Here is a 17,306-nt window from a genome sequence, read left to right as displayed (position 1 = left end):
AAAATTGTGTTGTATCAAAGGAAAAAATCCTGCAATATTAGTTGACATTTTTATTTCTTTCAGGGAATCTGAAATTAAAAATATGTTCTTTCCTGAATAACCCTAAATAGCATATTACATAAAATACTTACGAGTATTCGTACATTGATCGCCTTTGATTCCATATCCTGAGCATCCCCAAAACTGACCAAATTTACCTTGTTTCATCACGAAATAGCCAGTGCTACATTCATTACATTTAAAGATTGTCCGATAACGTTCTTGGAATCGTTTTGACACAATATCTATCTTGTATTTCGGTGATAATAATTCATTGATAAATTCTGATGGCGCGTTCGCATCTGCGATCAAATAACTTTCTTTTTTCGCACGCGTTAATGCCACATAAAATAACCTACGTTCTTCTGAGTGTGGAAAACTATCTAGCATAGGAAGCAATGCTTCTACAACGGCTTCTTCTTTATTTTGGTTGGGAAATCCGACTTTTCCTTGGAAGAAACCAAGTAAAATGCAGTAATCTGCTTCCAACCCTTTTGAGCCGTGGAATGTCCAAAATTTAACATTCTTATCTTTGATTACACTTTTCGCATCTTCTAAAAGGTAACGGTATCTAGCCAAAATCGCGACAGTAGCTTCAGGTGCTTTTTGACGTATCAGCTTTAATATTGCAGAGGCTTTTAAACTGATATTGGGTTCTGATTTTTCATCCTTTACGACATGAGAGTCGTACAGATGAACACACGAATCAGCAACTTTTGTATGCGTTACAACATTTTTCTGATACTGCTCAGGGTTTTGCATAATGAATTGACCTGCGGTGTCAGCAATACTATTGTTATAGCGGTAGGTTTTTTCTAGTTTACTTAGCGTATGTGAGCCGACCATATCATTAAATCGCGTAGTAACTTCTAGTTTACCGCCAGAGAAACGATAGATTGATTGCCAGTCATCTCCAACAACAGTCCAAATTGGTCGAGGCCCTTTAGTATAAATCTCTTTCAATAACTCCAATCGAGCCATAGAAATATCTTGAAATTCATCTACTAAAATGTGTTTCCATTTAGGTTTAAACTCAGCTGTTTTCACCAGTTGAGTAGCCAACAAAATCATATCGTCAAAGTCGATTTCATTTACGCTACGTAGTTCTTTAACGTAGGCATCATGAATACGCATGAGCAATGTCGCATATTCTTTAGCATAGACAATTTTCGCATCAGTTAGACGTTTTAAGATTTGTTGATAGTCTAATCGCTCTGTACGAATAGCTTGAAGGCACTTCAAATAGCGATTTTTGTTTTCTTTGAAGATTCCTGATTCATTGAGTGCATCTAAAATCTCTTGTTGTGATTTTGGCTTCAGAGGAATGAACTGTTCATTCATCAATTGCTCTAGTCGTTTATATAACGTATTTTCCACCCAGTTATAGTGGTATGTCTCCAGTAATGTTGTATTATGTTCGGCGTGTAACTCACGTTTTCTTTGGATATTGGCATTATATTCCTGCGCGTTAATATCTGCGCGAGTTCTACCTTGTCGGTCAATGCCGAAATGTTCAAGGTAAACACCATCACCCAAAGAGAAATCAGGTTTGTAGTCAAAACCAACCTCGATACGGCGTTTTGATACATACCTTGGCTCATACTCATATTTTACGCTATGACTAAAAAGCCAGTTCGCAATCAATAACTCTTGATAACCACGAACGCGTTCTCCTTGTAAGGTTCGATAGTCATTGTCATTTACATATCTATCGTATTCCTTTTTTGTTTTGAATTGGAATGGATCGATAGGTTGGTATGCGAGCTGAATGAATTTTGCTAGATTATCAGGATCTTCTTTGATGTAGTTCTCTAACCATTTGTTGAACTATCTATCTAACTTCATTGGATCTTCGGCAAATTTTGACAAGTGGACTGATTTACCACATTCTTTAATAATTCTTCGACCAAGAGCATGGAATGTAGAGATACTAGGGCTATTTTCTAGATCTAAATTTGCTTCTCGCGCACGTTCTTGTAAGCGTTCGGATAACTCGGTTGCTGCATCTCGGTTATATGCGAGGATAAGAATATCTTCACTTCTACAAGCCCCAGAATCAATTAGATCTAATGCTTTCGCTACCATCACAGATGTTTTACCTGTTCCTGCGGCTGCAAGAACCATATTGATGTCATTGCTTCGAATGACTGACAATCTTTGTTGTTCGGTAAGCGGATTAGATTCAATTACATCAAAGAAATGTTTACGATGATTTAAAATATATTGCTCATATTTTTTTCTGATTGTTTGAGCATTTTTAATATCTATAGGAAATAGTGAAGATATATATTTGATTTTCTTAACGAAACTCTCATCAAAGTATTTTTGGAAATGTTCTTTGTTATTCCCATAGGAAACAACAGACCACCTTACATGATCATTCAAAGTAGGTATATCGGAATCTCTGAGATATTGGTTTTCGGCTAAATTAGTAAATTGTTGAAAAGCCTCTTTTACTTTTACTTGAATATTGGAGGCTACTGCTTTTTCGATTTCAAGTAATAGGCTATTAGTTTGTTTTTTAGCAAGTTTTGATAACACAACCTCTTTATTATCATCTTTAAAAGATAATTTATTACCAAAGAAAGCATTTTCTAAAATCGGAAATTCGAGAGTTTTCCCTAGATTGTATTCAGCAATATTATTCTTTTTGCCAGTAACAATAACTTTGTTTTGCTGAAATTCAACACTTTTTATTCTTCCAAAAAGTTTACCCCAAAATGTCGGGGTAACAATCACACGTTGTTTTTTATTCATAAAATATTAAAATATATTGGCTTAGTAATTGCCTTTGAAGTTAATTTCTGTACTGCGTTATAAGCCCAGTTACTGCTGTCAGCTTCACTATGGTTAAATGTGGTGAGTTTGGTTTTCCCTTTATTCTTGTCTTCTAAGTATTCTTTTGGTAAATGCTCATAGCAATGAACCGCAGACAATAATTCAGATAGCCCACTCTTTTTCATGTCGGTTTCGTACAGAAAATCTTCGTCTGGATCGGGTTTGTAGCCTAAACCACGCATGCTTATATCTCTGTGTTTCATTGAGAAATCAATCAGGAAAAATGTTTCACCATGTATTTCTAGGCGGATAATTATCGCGATTTCAGGGTAATCGAAACTTCGGTTGGTTTCTAAGGAAACAGGAACGAGTTCATCATCATTTCTAAAACCGAGATTTGGTGTGTACCAGTGAGCTTCGCCATAATTCCATTCTGCAACAGCTTTCGCATGTTGCCATAATTTGTATAGTTTAGAGCTTTTACCAACAGGTGTATCATCAAGGAAACAGAAAGCTAGTCCAACCGAACCATTTCGGCCGTCTGATTCACCTACACCCAATGAGCCAATCTCATCTGGAGTCAGAATTTTCATTCTCTGATTATGCTCTTCTCGTGCTTTCTTGAGCGCTCTGATTTGGCGTTGGCGACCTAAGAGTTCAAATTGTCGCTTGTTGTATTCGACTGTTCGATTATCTGGAGAGTTATCGGTTAGTGGTAACTCATCCAATTCAGGTTCTCGAGTATAAATTCTGGTAATCGGAACGTTATTTATATCTCTATTCTGTTCCTCTGTTTTACTATCCGATTTCTGTCCTTTCGATTGATATTGCACTAGCGTAATATCTTCACCCTCAGGCTGATTAAGACCGATAATTTCTGCGCATAACACGGCATTTCCAAGTCGAATACCACGGATTTTTAATTCAACCTTTTGTGTGTGCCAAAACCCTATTTCTATTGGATGTTTTTGATTACGAACATTTAACCTAAACTGACTTACAAGATTTTTTACTCTTAGTCCCGTAGTATCTTCGTCATACTTGAAATGGTAGAGGAAAATCGCATCTTTTTTCACAAAGTATTTCGGTAAAACGACATAGCGCTCTACATCAAAATTGTTAACGACCTTATCTATAAATAGGCGTTCTTTTACCTCGTCAAACGAGTATGTTGCCAAAATACGCTTGATGTCCGTAGAGTACCCATAGTGCATCATAAAAATATGTAGCGGATGGATAATGAATTTTTGATTTTGGTAAGAAATGGAAAGTAATTTATTTTGGTCATCACGGTACTTGTAATGTTCTGTAGGAATGGTATATGTCGTATAATCAAATGGTTTATCTGAACTATTACTACTCTCATTGAATGAAACCATTGAGAGATTTTCACGTTCACTGTCTTGATTTTCTGGCTTAACCATAATGTAAAATTCTTCGAAAGCAAACTGCTCTTTGGCTACACCATTTTTCCAAATACTACCAATAGTGAAATAATGCAAATAATTGAGGGGAACTGAAATGTACAAAACACTCAAATATTCGGCATTATCTTTACCAATGTATATTGGATTTGTTAAATTGACGAGTTTCACTTTGGCGCGAACTTGGGCTTTTCTATTCTCAAAAATGAAATCGGATTCATACCAAGCAACAACATATTCATTTTGGGAAAAATAGTGGCCGTTACCTTTAATATCAAGACGTGGTTTGGTAAAGAGATCTTTAAGGTGCTTAGGGCAATATCCACGATAGGGTTCTCGTTTGAAATTAGTGTCATTGAGATGGAACATAACTGATTTCCCCTTGAAGCTTTGATGATCGGATTATAGCGAAACTAGAGAGAGATTTGCGACATTTATTTCTTGTTTTTGACATTTATTTCTAGTTTTCACAGCCTCCACCGACTAATGCCGGCAGAGAGGCACTATGATGTGGTGCCCGAAATGGGCGTTGTTTCCAATTATGGAGATTTAATTCATTGTGTACGAGGCTTGTTACAGAGGCGGTTTCAATGGCTTCCTGAGTACTCATTTCCGGCAACAGTGTTGTTAAACGGCTTGCCAGCATCGTTTTACCGGTTCCCGGAGGGCCAAGAAAAAGCAAATTGTGTTGTCCGGCAGCGGCAATAGTAAGAGCCCGTTTAGCATGTTGTTGTCCGATAATATCGGTTAAATCGACGTGATTATGATGGAAATTAACCGCACTTGCATGACTTAATTCAGTTGCAAGAGGCAGTGTTTTCTGATTATTAAGAAATTGCACAACATCAAGTAAAGTTTGAGCAAAATAGGTATTTTGCTCCGAAACTAATGAGGCTTCGTTCGCATTTTGCTGAGCAATAACCAGTTCACGTTTGGATTTTTGTGCGGCGAGAATAGCAGGAATGACGCCGTGAATCCCTCTCAGATGGCCTGTTAGAGCCAATTCTCCGACAAACTCAAGTTGTTTTAAACGGCTACCGTCTAATTGATCGGATGCCACAAGAATTCCAATAGCAATGGGTAAATCAAATCGCCCGCCTTCCTTGGGTAAATCCGCCGGGGCGAGATTTACAGTGATACGTTTTGCCGGATATTTAAATTGTGCGTTGATTAACGCGCTACGCACGCGGTCTTGCGCTTCCTTGACTGTTTTTTCAGGTAATCCCACGAGTGTAAATCCGGGTTTCCCGTTACTTAAATGGACTTCAATCGTAACAAGCGGGGCTTGTACGCCCATGGAGGCTCGACTATAAACGATGGCAAGGGACATGGAGATCCTAAAAGTGCGGTTAAAATTGAAGAAGTTTTCACACTATAAAAAAAGCGTGTGATGAAATCATTCATTACACGCTTTTTTTGCGAGCAAGATCGCAATATTTACATTTTATTCCGCAAAAACCGGAGAAAACCAGTAGTCTAATTTTGTCGCAAGTTTATCAATACCAATTTTATGTTGTGCTGAAAAGGCTTCCACTTGTATATCACCTTGGAAGGGAAGAATGGCTTCCCGCACCATTTTTACTTGTTTGCTACGTGCACTTTGGCTTAATTTATCCGCTTTGGTTAGCAGGAGTAAAACCGGCAAATTTGCTGACACTGCCCATTCAATCATTTGTTGATCGAGATCTTTTAAGGGGTGACGAATATCCATCAATACGACTAAACCTGCCAGACATTCCCGTTTTTGCAAATATTCCCCTAAGGATTTTTGCCACTGGATTTTCATTTGTTCCGGTACTGCGGCGTAACCGTAGCCCGGTAAATCCACAAGTTTACAATTCGGTTCGACTTCAAATAAGTTGATAAGCTGAGTTCGCCCCGGGGTTTTAGAGGTGCGAGCCAGATTTTTTTGATTTGTTAATGCGTTGAGTGCGGTAGATTTTCCCGCATTTGATCGACCGGCAAAGGCAATTTCAATACCGCTATCTTCCGGAATAGCACGAATATTGGGCGCGCTCGTAAGAAAGTGGGTTTTGTGATAATTCAGTTTAATTTCAGACATAATTTTTCCTCTGATATTGCGGCGCTAAGCATATCATAGATCGTAATTTTGCTGAAATTGTGTAAAATAGTTTCGCTTAAGAATCTATTCATATAACAAGAAAAATGACAACAAAACAGCAATATACTTGGGTAAAAGCGAATGTTATTCATCCCGACCGCCCCGGTCGTTATGATTATTTAAAACGTTTTCGTTACAATTTGCGCAGCCTTTTGCATTGGCATTGGATCAAACGGTTTGAGGGCTTTATTAACCGACACCCTGCCCTTATTCCGATATTTAATGAGCGTGTAAATTATGCCTATCCATTGGTGTCGCGTTTTTTAGATAAACGCTTTAGCGCATCTAAACGCTTTCAATATATGTGTGATAACCTTCTGTTTTTACCTGAAAAATTAACTGCACTTTCCAAACCATTATGGGAACAATCATTAAGTTTTGGTGAGGTTATCCCCGATTTTGAAATCACATTAAGTATGACGACGCATCAACCGATGGAGGGCTATTGGGTGCTCGAGCTGTGGCACAAACCTAAAAATGAATTGGTGTATTTGCTCACCTTCGCCAAACTTGAAAATGCCTTGCTTATTGCCGTTGTGCAAGGGCCGAATTTTGAAGGCTCAAAAGAAATGGTGAAACACCTGACTAAATCTTGCCATGGTTTACGTCCGGCTTACTTGATGGTAGAAACGATGAAGGCCCTCACTAAGATTTTAGGTTTTAAAACATTACTTGGCATTCCTCAAAAATATCAAAATAAATCTCGCTTTATTCAATCGAAAAGCTATACCGTGGATTATGATGCCATTTTTTCGGAATCAGGCGGACAACGAAAAGATTATTGGGTTTTGCCTTTGGAAGAGAATAGAAATCTTGATGATGTGCCAAGTAAAAAACGTTCTATGTATCGGAAACGTTATGCTATGTTGAATGACTTGGCAAAATCCATGACGGAAAAATTAGGACTTTAAGAATGAAAAAGTGCGGTGAAATTTGACCGCACTTTTGCTTTTACCTTCTTTAAGGATTATTTCCTCTTATTCCGCATCTTCCTTCGCCCATTCCAGTGAACGTTTTACCGCTTTTTTCCAGCCTTTATAGCGGCGTTCGCGTTTTTCATTGTCGTTATCCGGTGTGAAAGTACGCTCTACCCGTGCTTTATCGCGAAGTTCGTCTAAGTCTTTCCAAAAACCGGTGGCAAGACCTGCCAGATAGGCTGCACCTAATGCGGTCACTTCTTTCACTACGGGGCGTTCCACATTCACATCTAGAATATCCGCTTGGAATTGCATTAAGAAATTGTTATTTGTAGCACCGCCATCGACACGGAGGTATTGTAAGCGTTCACCCGAATCGGATTGCATGGCTTCTAATACGTCACGGGTTTGATAGGCGATAGACTCAAGAGTAGCGCGAACAATGTGGTTACGATTTGCGCCACGGGAAAGCCCGAAAATAGCGCCGCGAGCATAAGGATCCCAATAAGGTGCGCCTAAACCGGTGAACGCGGGTACGACATAAACACCGTTGCTGTCCTGTACTTTTTGGGCAAAGTATTCGGAATCGAAACTATCGTGAACAATTTTGAGTTCATCCCGTAACCATTGAATAGAGGCACCGGCAATAAATACCGAGCCTTCTAATGCGTATTCCGGTTCGCCTTTCGCATTACAGGCGATGGTGGTAAGCAAGCCGTTTTTTGAGGTGATCGCTTTATCACCGGTGTGGAGCAACATAAAACAACCTGTGCCGTAAGTGTTTTTGGCTTGTCCGGCATGCACACATAAATGACCGTAAAGCGCAGCCTGTTGGTCTCCGGCAATACCCGCAACCGGAATACGTACACCGCCCTTACCGCCAATGTTGGTTTGACCGTAAATTTCAGAAGAATTACGCACTTCAGGCAACATGGAGCGTGGGATATTCAAGATTTCAAGCATCTTGTCATCCCACTGTTTGGTGTGAATATTAAATAACATAGTGCGTGAGGCATTCGTGTAATCGGTTACGTGTACACGGCCTTGAGTTAGTTTCCACACAAGCCACGTATCCACAGTACCGAATAATAATTCACCACGTTCTGCTTTTTCACGCGCACCTTCTACATTGTCCAAAATCCATTTTACTTTAGTACCGGAGAAATAAGGATCGACTACTAATCCTGTGGTATGGCGAATATAATCCTCGTAACCGTCTGCTTTCAGTTTATCGGTAATGTCAGCGGTACGGCGACATTGCCAAACAATGGCGTTATAAACAGGTACACCTGTTGATTTTTCCCACACAATCGTGGTTTCACGTTGGTTGGTGATACCAATTGCGGCGATTTCATCAGAAGTGATACCAGCTTTGGCAACGACTTCATTGAGGGTGGAGCTTTGCGTTGCCCAAATTTCCATTGGGTTGTGTTCTACCCAACCTGCACGCGGGTAAATTTGAGTAAATTCGCGTTGCGCAATTTCAACAATGTTAGCGTTATGATCCAATAGTACGGCTCGAGAGCTGGTAGTCCCCTGATCTAGAGCAATAATGTATTTTTTGTCAGTCATGATAAAAACTCCTTGATAGTACGTTTTTTATTGTAAACGAATGTTTTGAACTAAAAACGAACAAATTGCGCTCGTAAGCTAATTGAATTATCACTGAATTTAAATACCCATTTTGCAATTTTATGACAATGATCACAAAAAAATGTTCTTTTTCGATAGATTATGTGATCAAGTTCGCATTTCTAAAATTTACTTGGAATACCTACTTGAAGAGTAGGGTTTTTAGAAGATAATAAGTGCGCTCACATTGAGTTTCTCAAGTTTGAAAAAATACGAACATAATTGCTTACTTGTACTTCTTAGCGGGTTTTTTTAGCGTTGTCGGCAAAAGTGGCTAGAGACCCTATTTAGAAATGCTTTCTTCAACTATTCGATGGAGATTCTCTTATGAATGCTTATTTTGCAGAGTTTTTCGGCACCGCGCTTATGATTTTGTTAGGGAATGGCGTGGTTGCCAATGTTTGTTTGGATAAAACAAAAGGGCAAAGTTCCGGCTGGATTGTGATTACCACCGCATGGGCGTTTGCCGTGTATGTGGCAGTTGTTGTTGTCGGACCTTACAGCGGTGCACATTTGAATCCAGCCGTTACCTTAGGGCTTGCCGCAAAAGGTGCATTCGACTGGGGATTAGTCGCAGGGTATGTTATCGCTCAAGTTTTTGGCGGTATGGTGGGAGCGTTGTTGGTTTATATAATGTACCGCAACCATTTCTTAGCCACAGAAAATGAAGGTTTAAAACGTGCTTGTTTCTGCACGGAACCTGCAATTCGTCATTATCCAAGCAACCTTATTAGTGAAATGATCGGTACGTTTGTCTTGGTATTTGTGATTTTTTATCTGGTCGGTGCGGATATTACCTTGCCGGGAACAACGGAAGTAACGCCTATCGGTTTAGGTTCTATCGGTGCGTTACCGGTGGCTATTCTTGTTTGGGCAATCGGTTTAAGTTTGGGGGGAACAACCGGCTATGCCATCAATCCGGCTCGGGATTTTGGGCCGCGTTTAACCTTAGGACTTTTCCTCAGTCGTCAATTAAATACTAAACCGGATTGGGGATATAGCTGGGTGCCGATTGTGGGGCCAATCATCGGATCATTATTGGCAGCGGCAGCTTATGCGGTGGTGATGTAACTAAAGTGGAAAACAGGTTGAAAATCAACCGCACTTTTTCAAACATACAAAAAAGAACCCAGTCTTTTATAGATTGGGTTCTTTTGTTGTACACAGAAAAATTATTTTTTACCTTTCAAAAATTCAACTCCGGTATCAGGGAAATCCGTAAACACCCCTGTTGCCCCGGCTTTATTTAGCAAGGTATCATACATTTGATTTACATTGGTAAAAAATTCCGGTAAAGCATCTTTACGAACGGTATAAGGATGTAACTCCACATTATATTGTGCTAACTCTTTCACTAATGGGGTGTATTGAATATTACCGACTTTTGATTTTTCTTTATCAACTAACATATACCAACCCGGCCCTACGCCATCCGCATATTTCACTACTTCAGCCATTGCACCCGGTTTGAACATCCAATCATAATCATAGTTCACCCATTTGCCTTGCGCATTTTTTTCCTCGGTTTCGTGCCAATCGGTGTATGCCACTAATTGCACTAATTTCAAATCCATTCCCATTTTCGGTAGTAATTCGGTTTTGATACGTTTTAACTCGTTGAAATCAAAGGTTTGCAAATAAACTCTATCGGTTTTTTTGTCATAACCGTATTTTTTCAATACTTTGAGTGTTTCGGCGGCAATATCTTTACCATTTTGATGATGGAACCAAGGTGCTTTAATTTCAGGGTAAATGCCCACTTTTTTACCGGTGGATTTTTCTAAACCTTGAATAAATTCAATTTCATCTTCAAAGGTATGGATTTTGAAATGGGATTTCCAAAGTGGGAAACGTTTCGGATAAACGGCAACTTGCTTACCGTCTTTGGTTTCAAAGTTTTCCGTCATATTCAAACTTTGAATTTCTTTTAAGGTGAAGTCAATCACATAATAACGACCGTCTTTACGATGACGGTTTGGGAATTTTTTTGCCACATCGGTTAAACCGTCTAAAAAGTGATCATGAATGACAATGAGACGACCATCTTTTGTCATGGCTAAATCTTGTTCTAAATAATCCGCTTGTTGACCAAAGGCAAGCGCTTTGGATTCCAGTGTATGCTCCGGTAAGTAGCCGCTTGCACCACGGTGAGCGATAATAAGTTTTTCTGATTTCATATTACTTGCCATCATTGAAGATTGACTGCTACAGCCGACTAATACGCTAGTGGCCAGTAAAGAAAAGGCTAATGTTTTAAGTTTCATTAATATTTCTCCTTGAAGAAGTGCGGTTAATTTTAAGACTGTTTTCGTGAATGAATAATGTTGAATCAATATAATCCATTAATATTAAGGATTTATTAAATGAAAAAGGCGACTTCAGCACTTGCTTGTCGCCTTTTTGACACGGATTATTTCGTACCGTAGGTATCACCTAATTTTGCTTTGTGTTTGCCTTCTTCAATCATTACATTGAGAAGTAATAACACTGCTAAGATACCGCCGGCGATCATGACGTAGAAACCGCCATCCCAGCCGTAGTATTCTGCCGCCCAGCCGACAACGGCAGAGGCTGATACGGTACCGCCTAAATAACCGAATAATCCGGTGAAACCGGCTGCCGTACCCGCAGCTTTTTTCGGCGCAAGTTCAAGGGCATGTAAGCCGATTAACATCACCGGGCCATAAATTAAGAAGCCGATAGTCGTCATTAAAATGAAGTCGGTTAATTGATATGGGTTTTCATACCATGCACTGTAGCTGGCAATCTCTGCTTCAGGCGTAGCCGGGTTTTTCCATAATGCCACAACAGCAATGGTAGTTAAGATCATGAAGATAAAACCGGTTAATCCCCGTTTACCCTTGAATACGTGGTCAGATACCCAACCGCATAATAATGTACCCGGAATAGCGGCCAATTCATAAATGGTGTATGCCCATGCCGTACCTTTAATGTTGAAGTGTTTTACTTCACCTAAGTAAACCGGAGACCATTTCAACACACCGTAGCGGATTAAGTAAACGAACACGTTAGCAATGGCGATGTACCATAATAATTTGTTTTTCAAGACATAAGTCATAAAGATTTCTTTGGTAGAAAGCTCATGCTCGTAAGTTTTTTCGTTATAGTCGTCCGGATAGTCATTACGCCATTTTTCAACCGGCGGTAAGCCACAAGATTGTGGGGTATCTTTCATTACAAGATAAATTGGAATAGCGATGATCATCGCAGCGATACCTGGATAGTAAAGCGCTTGTTGCCATACATCTTTTGCGGTTGCTTCAACGCCGTGTGTGCTGAAATAAATTGCTCCGGCTAGAAGTACCATCGCCCCCGGCACCATACCTCCGAGGTTGTGTGCGGTATTCCAAATAGAAACAATGGTTCCACGTTCGGATTTAGACCACCAGTGAACCATCGTTCGTCCGCATGGAGGCCAGCCCATTCCTTGAAACCAACCGTTTAAAAAGATCATAATCCACATGATCACGATACCGGATGTTGCCCACGGGAATAAACCCATCATGGTCATACATAAACCGGATAATAATAAACCGAATGGTAAAAATACTTTCGGGTTAGAACGATCCGAAAGCATTGCCATAAAGAATTTTGACAAACCGTAAGCTAAACCGGCAGCCGTACCGACAAGACCCAATTCCGCCTTGTTATACATACCGGCTTCAATTAAACCTTTTTGAGCCAAGTCAAAGTTTGCACGCACAAAATAATAAGCGGCATAACCAAAGAATATCCCTGCGAATACCTGCCAACGTAAGCGTTTATAGGTAGAATCAATTTTTTCCGCAGGAAGTTCCGCAATATGCGGTGCGGGTTTAAATGGTCCAAACATAATTTTTCTCCAACATTTATAATTATGATTTTCCCTTCTGAACAAAAAAGAAAGGGACAGCGTGCATAATAATGAAAAATAAAAAATAAGAAAGTTTTCGAGTTAAAAAATGTGAAGTTGTTCACAAAAAATCATGTCTGCATGAGCGAGTACGAAAATATAGTGATCTTGCTCACAAATATATTTTCTTTTTCGCTCAATATGTTGTTAATTTAGGCATTATTCTCTACAATCAAACGAAGTGGGTTTATTTTTTATTATTTATTGTGGGATCTGGAGGTAAACATGGGATTATCACCTAATTTATATCAAGATGTCGGAAGCTTTTCTTCCTTATCCACGGATGTAATTATAATCGGTGGTGGGGCGACCGGTGCGGGTATTGCACGTGATTGTGCGTTGCGCGGTATTAATTGTATTTTGCTGGAGCGTCGTGATATTGCGACCGGCGCAACGGGTCGTAATCATGGTCTTTTACATAGCGGTGCGCGCTATGCGGTGAACGATCGGGAATCGGCGGAAGAATGTATTAAAGAAAATCGTATCTTACGCAACATCGCACGTCATTGTGTGGATGAAACGGAAGGGTTATTTATTACGTTACCTGAAGATTCTCTCGACTATCAAAAAAACTTCATTGAAAGTTGTACAAAATCCGGTATTGAGGCGGTTGCTATTGATCCTAAACTTGCAAGAATTATGGAACCTTCCGTTAATCCTGATTTAGTGGGGGCAGTTGTGGTGCCGGACGGTTCTATTGATCCTTTTCGTTTAACCGCCTCTAACATGATGGACGCAGCAGAAAACGGCGCCAAAATATTCACCTACTGCGAAGTGAAAAATCTTATTCGGGAAGGCGGGAGAGTCATTGGTGTGGACGTTTATGATCATAAAAACAAAATTAAACGCCAATTTTTTGCGCCGCTCGTTGTCAATGCCAGTGGGATCTGGGGGCAAGGGATAGCAGAATATGCTGATCTCAACATTAAAATGTTTCCGGCAAAGGGAGCGTTACTCGTTATGGGGCATCGTATCAATAAAATGGTGATTAACCGCTGTCGTAAACCTGCTGACGCCGATATTCTCGTGCCGGGTGATACCATTTGTGTGATTGGCACGACTTCTAGCCGAATTCCTTATGATCAAATCGATAATATGCAAGTGACCCCCGAAGAAGTGGATATTCTTTTCCGTGAAGGGGAAAAACTCGCACCAAGTTTACGGCATACCCGTGTGCTGCGTGCCTATGCCGGGGTGCGCCCATTGGTGGCAACGGATGATGATCCTTCCGGTCGAAACGTCAGCCGTGGTATTGTTTTGCTAGATCATGCAGAACGTGACGGTTTAGACGGTTTTATTACTATCACCGGCGGTAAATTAATGACTTATCGTTTAATGGCGGAATGGACAACGGATTTAGTTTGCAAAAAACTTAATAAAACCGCCCGTTGTGTGACGGCAGAACAACCGCTGCCGGGTTCAACGGAAAGCCGTCAAGAAACCAATCAAAAAGTCATTTCATTGCCGAGTACTATTCGTTATTCCGCCGTGTACCGCCACGGTTCCCGCGCCACCCGTTTGCTAGACAAAGCCCGTTTAGACCGTTCTATGGTATGTGAATGTGAAGCGGTCACTGCCGGTGAAGTACGTTATGCGGTAGATGAACTAGACGTTCACAATCTGGTGGATTTGCGCCGTCGTACCCGAGTGGGGATGGGGACATGTCAAGCGGAACTTTGCGCCTGTCGTGCCGCGGGACTAATGAGCCGTTTTGAGGTCGCCACTCCGCGCCAATCGACCACCCAACTCAATGCCTTTATGGAAGAGCGTTGGCGTGGTATTGAACCCATCGCTTGGGGGGAAGCCATTCGGGAAGCCGAATTTACCTCTTGGATGTATGGTAGCGTATTGGGTTTGAATGATGTGAAACCGCTTGAGGAACAAGCACAACAAGGGACGGATAGCAATGAATTTTGACGTAGTGATTATTGGCGGTGGTTTGGCGGGCTTAACCTGTGGTATCGCCCTTCAACAAAACGGTAAGCAATGTGTGATTATCAATAACGGTCAAGCGGCGATGGATTTCGCCTCCGGTTCCTTTGATCTATTAAGCCGTATGCCATCAGGCAGTGAGGTGGAAAATTTGCAAGAAAATTTAACCGCACTTTGCTCAACCTTACCATCGCACCCATATAGCTTATTGGGTACAGAAAAAGTGATGAGCAAGGCACGGGAATTTGAAGCTTTGGCACAATCCCTCAATCTTGATTTAATTGGCTTTGGCGAAAAAAATCACCGGCGGGTAACCGGGCTTGGCAGTTTGCGTGGCACATGGCTTTCCCCGAATAGTGTTCCAACCGTCGAGGGTCATGAACCTTTTCCACATAAACGTATTGCGGTGCTTGGTATTGAAGGCTATCACGATTTTCAACCCCAGCTTTTGTCGGCGAATTTAGTGCTTAACCCACAGTTTGCCCATTGCGAGGTGAGTAGTGGTTTCTTGAATATCCCGCAATTAGACGAACTGCGTGAAAATTCACGGGAGTTCCGCAGTGTGAATATCGCACAACTTTTAGAACACAAATTGGCTTTTGATGATTTAGTAACAGAAATTGTGGAATCTGCACAAGGCGCGGACGCCGTATTTTTACCGGCTTGTTTTGGTCTAGAAAATCAAGAGTTTATGACCGCACTTCGCAAGGCAACAAAGCTTGCCTTATTTGAATTACCGACCCTTCCGCCTTCACTCCTGGGTATGCGGCAACGTATTCAATTACGTCGTAAATTTGAATCCCTCGGGGGCTTGATGATGAATGGCGATAGTGCTGTAAAAGCACATTTTGACGGTAACCGAGTGCGTTGTGTGATGACCCGTTTACACAATGACGAAGAAATGATTGCCGATAATTTCGTACTTGCGTCAGGTAGTTTCTTCAGTAAGGGGTTAGTGGCGGAATTCGATAAAATTTTTGAACCGGTATTTTATTCGGATATTACGGGAGTAAAAGGATTTGAGGCTAATGACCGCTTTAGCTGGACGGATCGTCGCTTTGCTAACCCCCAACCTTATCAATCTGCCGGCGTGGTGATTAACGAACATTGCCAAGTGCAAAAGAGCGGTCAATTTTTAACGAATTTATATGCCGTAGGGAATGTGATTGGCGGCTTTAATGCTTTAGCGCTTGGTTGTGGTTCCGGTGTGGCGGTGGTAACTGCCTTGGCGGTGGCGGAAGAAATTCTGGCGAAATAAGGAGGCGATATGAGTATGAATATTCAACGATTAATTGATAGTGCGAAACAGTCCCTTAATTCGCCGGCAAGCCATCAATATATTGATGAAAGTTTTGAAAGCTGTATTAAATGTACCGCCTGTACTGCCGTTTGTCCGGTTTCGCGTAATAACCCGCTTTATCCCGGCCCGAAACAGTCGGGGCCTGACGGTGAGCGTTTACGTTTAAAATCTGCCGAACTTTATGATGAAGCCCTCAAATATTGCACCAACTGTAAACGTTGCGAGGTGGCTTGTCCGTCCGATGTAAAAATTGGTGATCTTATTGTTCGGGCGCGCAATAATCATCTGGCACAACAGAAAAAAACGTTAACGAACAAGTTGCGTGACGCCATTTTGAGTAATACCGACATCATGGGCAAGCTCAATACGCCTCTTGCGCCTATTGTGAATACGATCACCGGATTAAGCGCCACAAAATTTGTCCTTGAGAAAACCCTTAATATCAGCAAAAAAAGAACCTTACCAAAATATGCTTTTGGCACGTTCCGCAGTTGGTATATGAAAAATGCCTTGGAAGAACAGAAAAAGTTTGAACGCAAAGTGGCGTATTTTCACGGCTGTTATGTGAACTATAACAATCCCCAACTGGGCAAGGAATTTCTTAAAGTGTTCAATGCAATGGGGATCGGCGTGATGTTGTTGGAAAAAGAAAAATGCTGCGGTTTGCCTTTAACTGTGAACGGATTTCCTGAACGAGCCCGTAGCATTGCCCGATTCAATACCGACCACATTGGCAAAATGGTGGATGAAAAGGGGTTAGAGGTGATTAGCGAAGCCTCAAGTTGTGCGTTAAATTTACGGGATGAATATCATCATATTTTAGGCATCGACAATGCCAAAGTACGCCCGCATATCCACATGGTAACCCCTTTCCTATATCGGCTTTTTAAAGAGGGTAACACTTTACCTCTTAAGCCGCTTAAATTGCGGGTGGCGTACCATACGGCTTGCCATGTGGAGAAAGCCGGTTGGGCGCCTTACACCTTGGACGTGTTGAAACAAATTCCGGGTTTGGAAATCATAATGTTACCATCACAATGTTGTGGCATTGCCGGTACTTACGGCTTTAAAGCGGAAAATTACGACACCGCCCAATCTATCGGCAAAACCTTGTTTGACAATATCAATGAGGGTGGATTTGATTATGTCATTTCCGAATGTCAAACCTGTAAATGGCAAATTGATATGTCTTCCAATATTACCTGTATTCACCCCTTGACTTTACTCTGTATGTCGATGGAGGCGTAGG

10 protein-coding genes and 2 pseudogenes are annotated in these 17,306 nt (G+C 41.1%); 5 read left to right on the top strand and 7 right to left on the bottom strand.

Translation table 11 applies throughout. The annotated features are described in order from the left end of the window. Positions 1–114: 114 nt before the first annotated feature. From PNEUHYL_RS13910 to yihA, 4 genes and pseudogenes are all read right to left on the bottom strand, one after another. A pseudogene (locus tag PNEUHYL_RS13910) lies at positions 115–2,796 on the bottom strand (UvrD-helicase domain-containing protein). After that, entirely contained in the window at positions 2,793–4,610 is a 1,818-nt protein-coding gene (locus tag PNEUHYL_RS04875; protein WP_059365242.1) for a hypothetical protein, read from the bottom strand. The pseudogene PNEUHYL_RS13910 and the gene PNEUHYL_RS04875 overlap by 4 nt, the downstream one beginning before the upstream one ends. Positions 4,611–4,713: 103 nt before the next feature. Continuing rightward, positions 4,714–5,571: pseudogene (locus PNEUHYL_RS04870) on the bottom strand (YifB family Mg chelatase-like AAA ATPase); the annotation flags it as partial. A gap of 114 nt (positions 5,572–5,685) precedes the next feature. Then, entirely contained in the window at positions 5,686–6,303 is a 618-nt protein-coding gene (gene yihA, locus PNEUHYL_RS04865) for a ribosome biogenesis GTP-binding protein YihA/YsxC (RefSeq protein ID WP_059366122.1), read from the bottom strand. Between the two features lie 104 nt (positions 6,304–6,407). Here yihA and PNEUHYL_RS04860 point away from each other — a divergent pair, with 104 nt between their 5' ends. Beyond that, complete coding sequence (locus tag PNEUHYL_RS04860) at positions 6,408–7,274, top strand: VirK/YbjX family protein (RefSeq protein WP_059366121.1); 867 nt, start codon at positions 6,408–6,410, stop codon at positions 7,272–7,274. A 66-nt stretch (positions 7,275–7,340) separates the two neighbouring features. Here PNEUHYL_RS04860 and glpK read toward each other — a convergent pair whose 3' ends face one another. Beyond that, positions 7,341–8,852, bottom strand: coding sequence for a glycerol kinase GlpK (gene glpK / locus PNEUHYL_RS04855; RefSeq protein ID WP_059366120.1), 1,512 nt, complete (start codon positions 8,850–8,852; stop codon positions 7,341–7,343). A 387-nt stretch (positions 8,853–9,239) separates the two neighbouring features. Between glpK and PNEUHYL_RS04850 the strand changes: the two genes are divergently transcribed. Then, a complete protein-coding gene (locus PNEUHYL_RS04850) occupies positions 9,240–9,983 on the top strand; it encodes an MIP/aquaporin family protein (protein WP_059366119.1) in 744 nt (247 codons plus the stop codon). A gap of 101 nt (positions 9,984–10,084) precedes the next feature. On the opposite strand, the gene glpQ is transcribed toward PNEUHYL_RS04850, so the two are convergent. Both glpQ and glpT read right to left on the bottom strand, forming a co-directional pair. After that, on the bottom strand, positions 10,085–11,176 hold the full coding sequence (glpQ, locus tag PNEUHYL_RS04845) for a glycerophosphodiester phosphodiesterase (protein WP_059366118.1): 1,092 nt from the start codon (positions 11,174–11,176) through the stop codon (positions 10,085–10,087). A 146-nt stretch (positions 11,177–11,322) separates the two neighbouring features. Beyond that, on the bottom strand, positions 11,323–12,765 hold the full coding sequence (glpT, locus tag PNEUHYL_RS04840) for a glycerol-3-phosphate transporter (protein ID WP_059366117.1): 1,443 nt from the start codon (positions 12,763–12,765) through the stop codon (positions 11,323–11,325). Positions 12,766–13,050: 285 nt separating this feature from the next. Between glpT and glpA the strand changes: the two genes are divergently transcribed. Genes glpA through glpC form a run of 3 tightly spaced genes read left to right on the top strand, consistent with a single transcriptional unit; the run spans position 13,051 to position 17,305 of the window. After that, a complete protein-coding gene (glpA, locus tag PNEUHYL_RS04835) occupies positions 13,051–14,742 on the top strand; it encodes an anaerobic glycerol-3-phosphate dehydrogenase subunit A (protein WP_059366116.1) in 1,692 nt (563 codons plus the stop codon). Further along, positions 14,732–16,015 (top strand): glycerol-3-phosphate dehydrogenase subunit GlpB, encoded by a 1,284-nt coding sequence (gene glpB / locus PNEUHYL_RS04830; protein ID WP_059366115.1) that lies wholly within the window; start codon positions 14,732–14,734, stop codon positions 16,013–16,015. The genes glpA and glpB overlap by 11 nt, the downstream gene beginning before the upstream one ends. Positions 16,016–16,024: 9 nt before the next feature. Next, positions 16,025–17,305, top strand: a complete 1,281-nt coding sequence (glpC, locus tag PNEUHYL_RS04825; protein ID WP_059366114.1) for an anaerobic glycerol-3-phosphate dehydrogenase subunit GlpC — start codon at positions 16,025–16,027, stop codon at positions 17,303–17,305. Position 17,306 lies beyond the last annotated feature (1 nt).

The sequence above is a fragment of the Rodentibacter caecimuris genome, from assembly GCF_001019715.1.
In the GTDB taxonomy this organism is placed as follows: domain Bacteria; phylum Pseudomonadota; class Gammaproteobacteria; order Enterobacterales; family Pasteurellaceae; genus Rodentibacter; species Rodentibacter caecimuris.
Note: the sequence above shows the minus strand (reverse complement) of the source record. Positions and strands in the feature narration are given on the sequence as shown.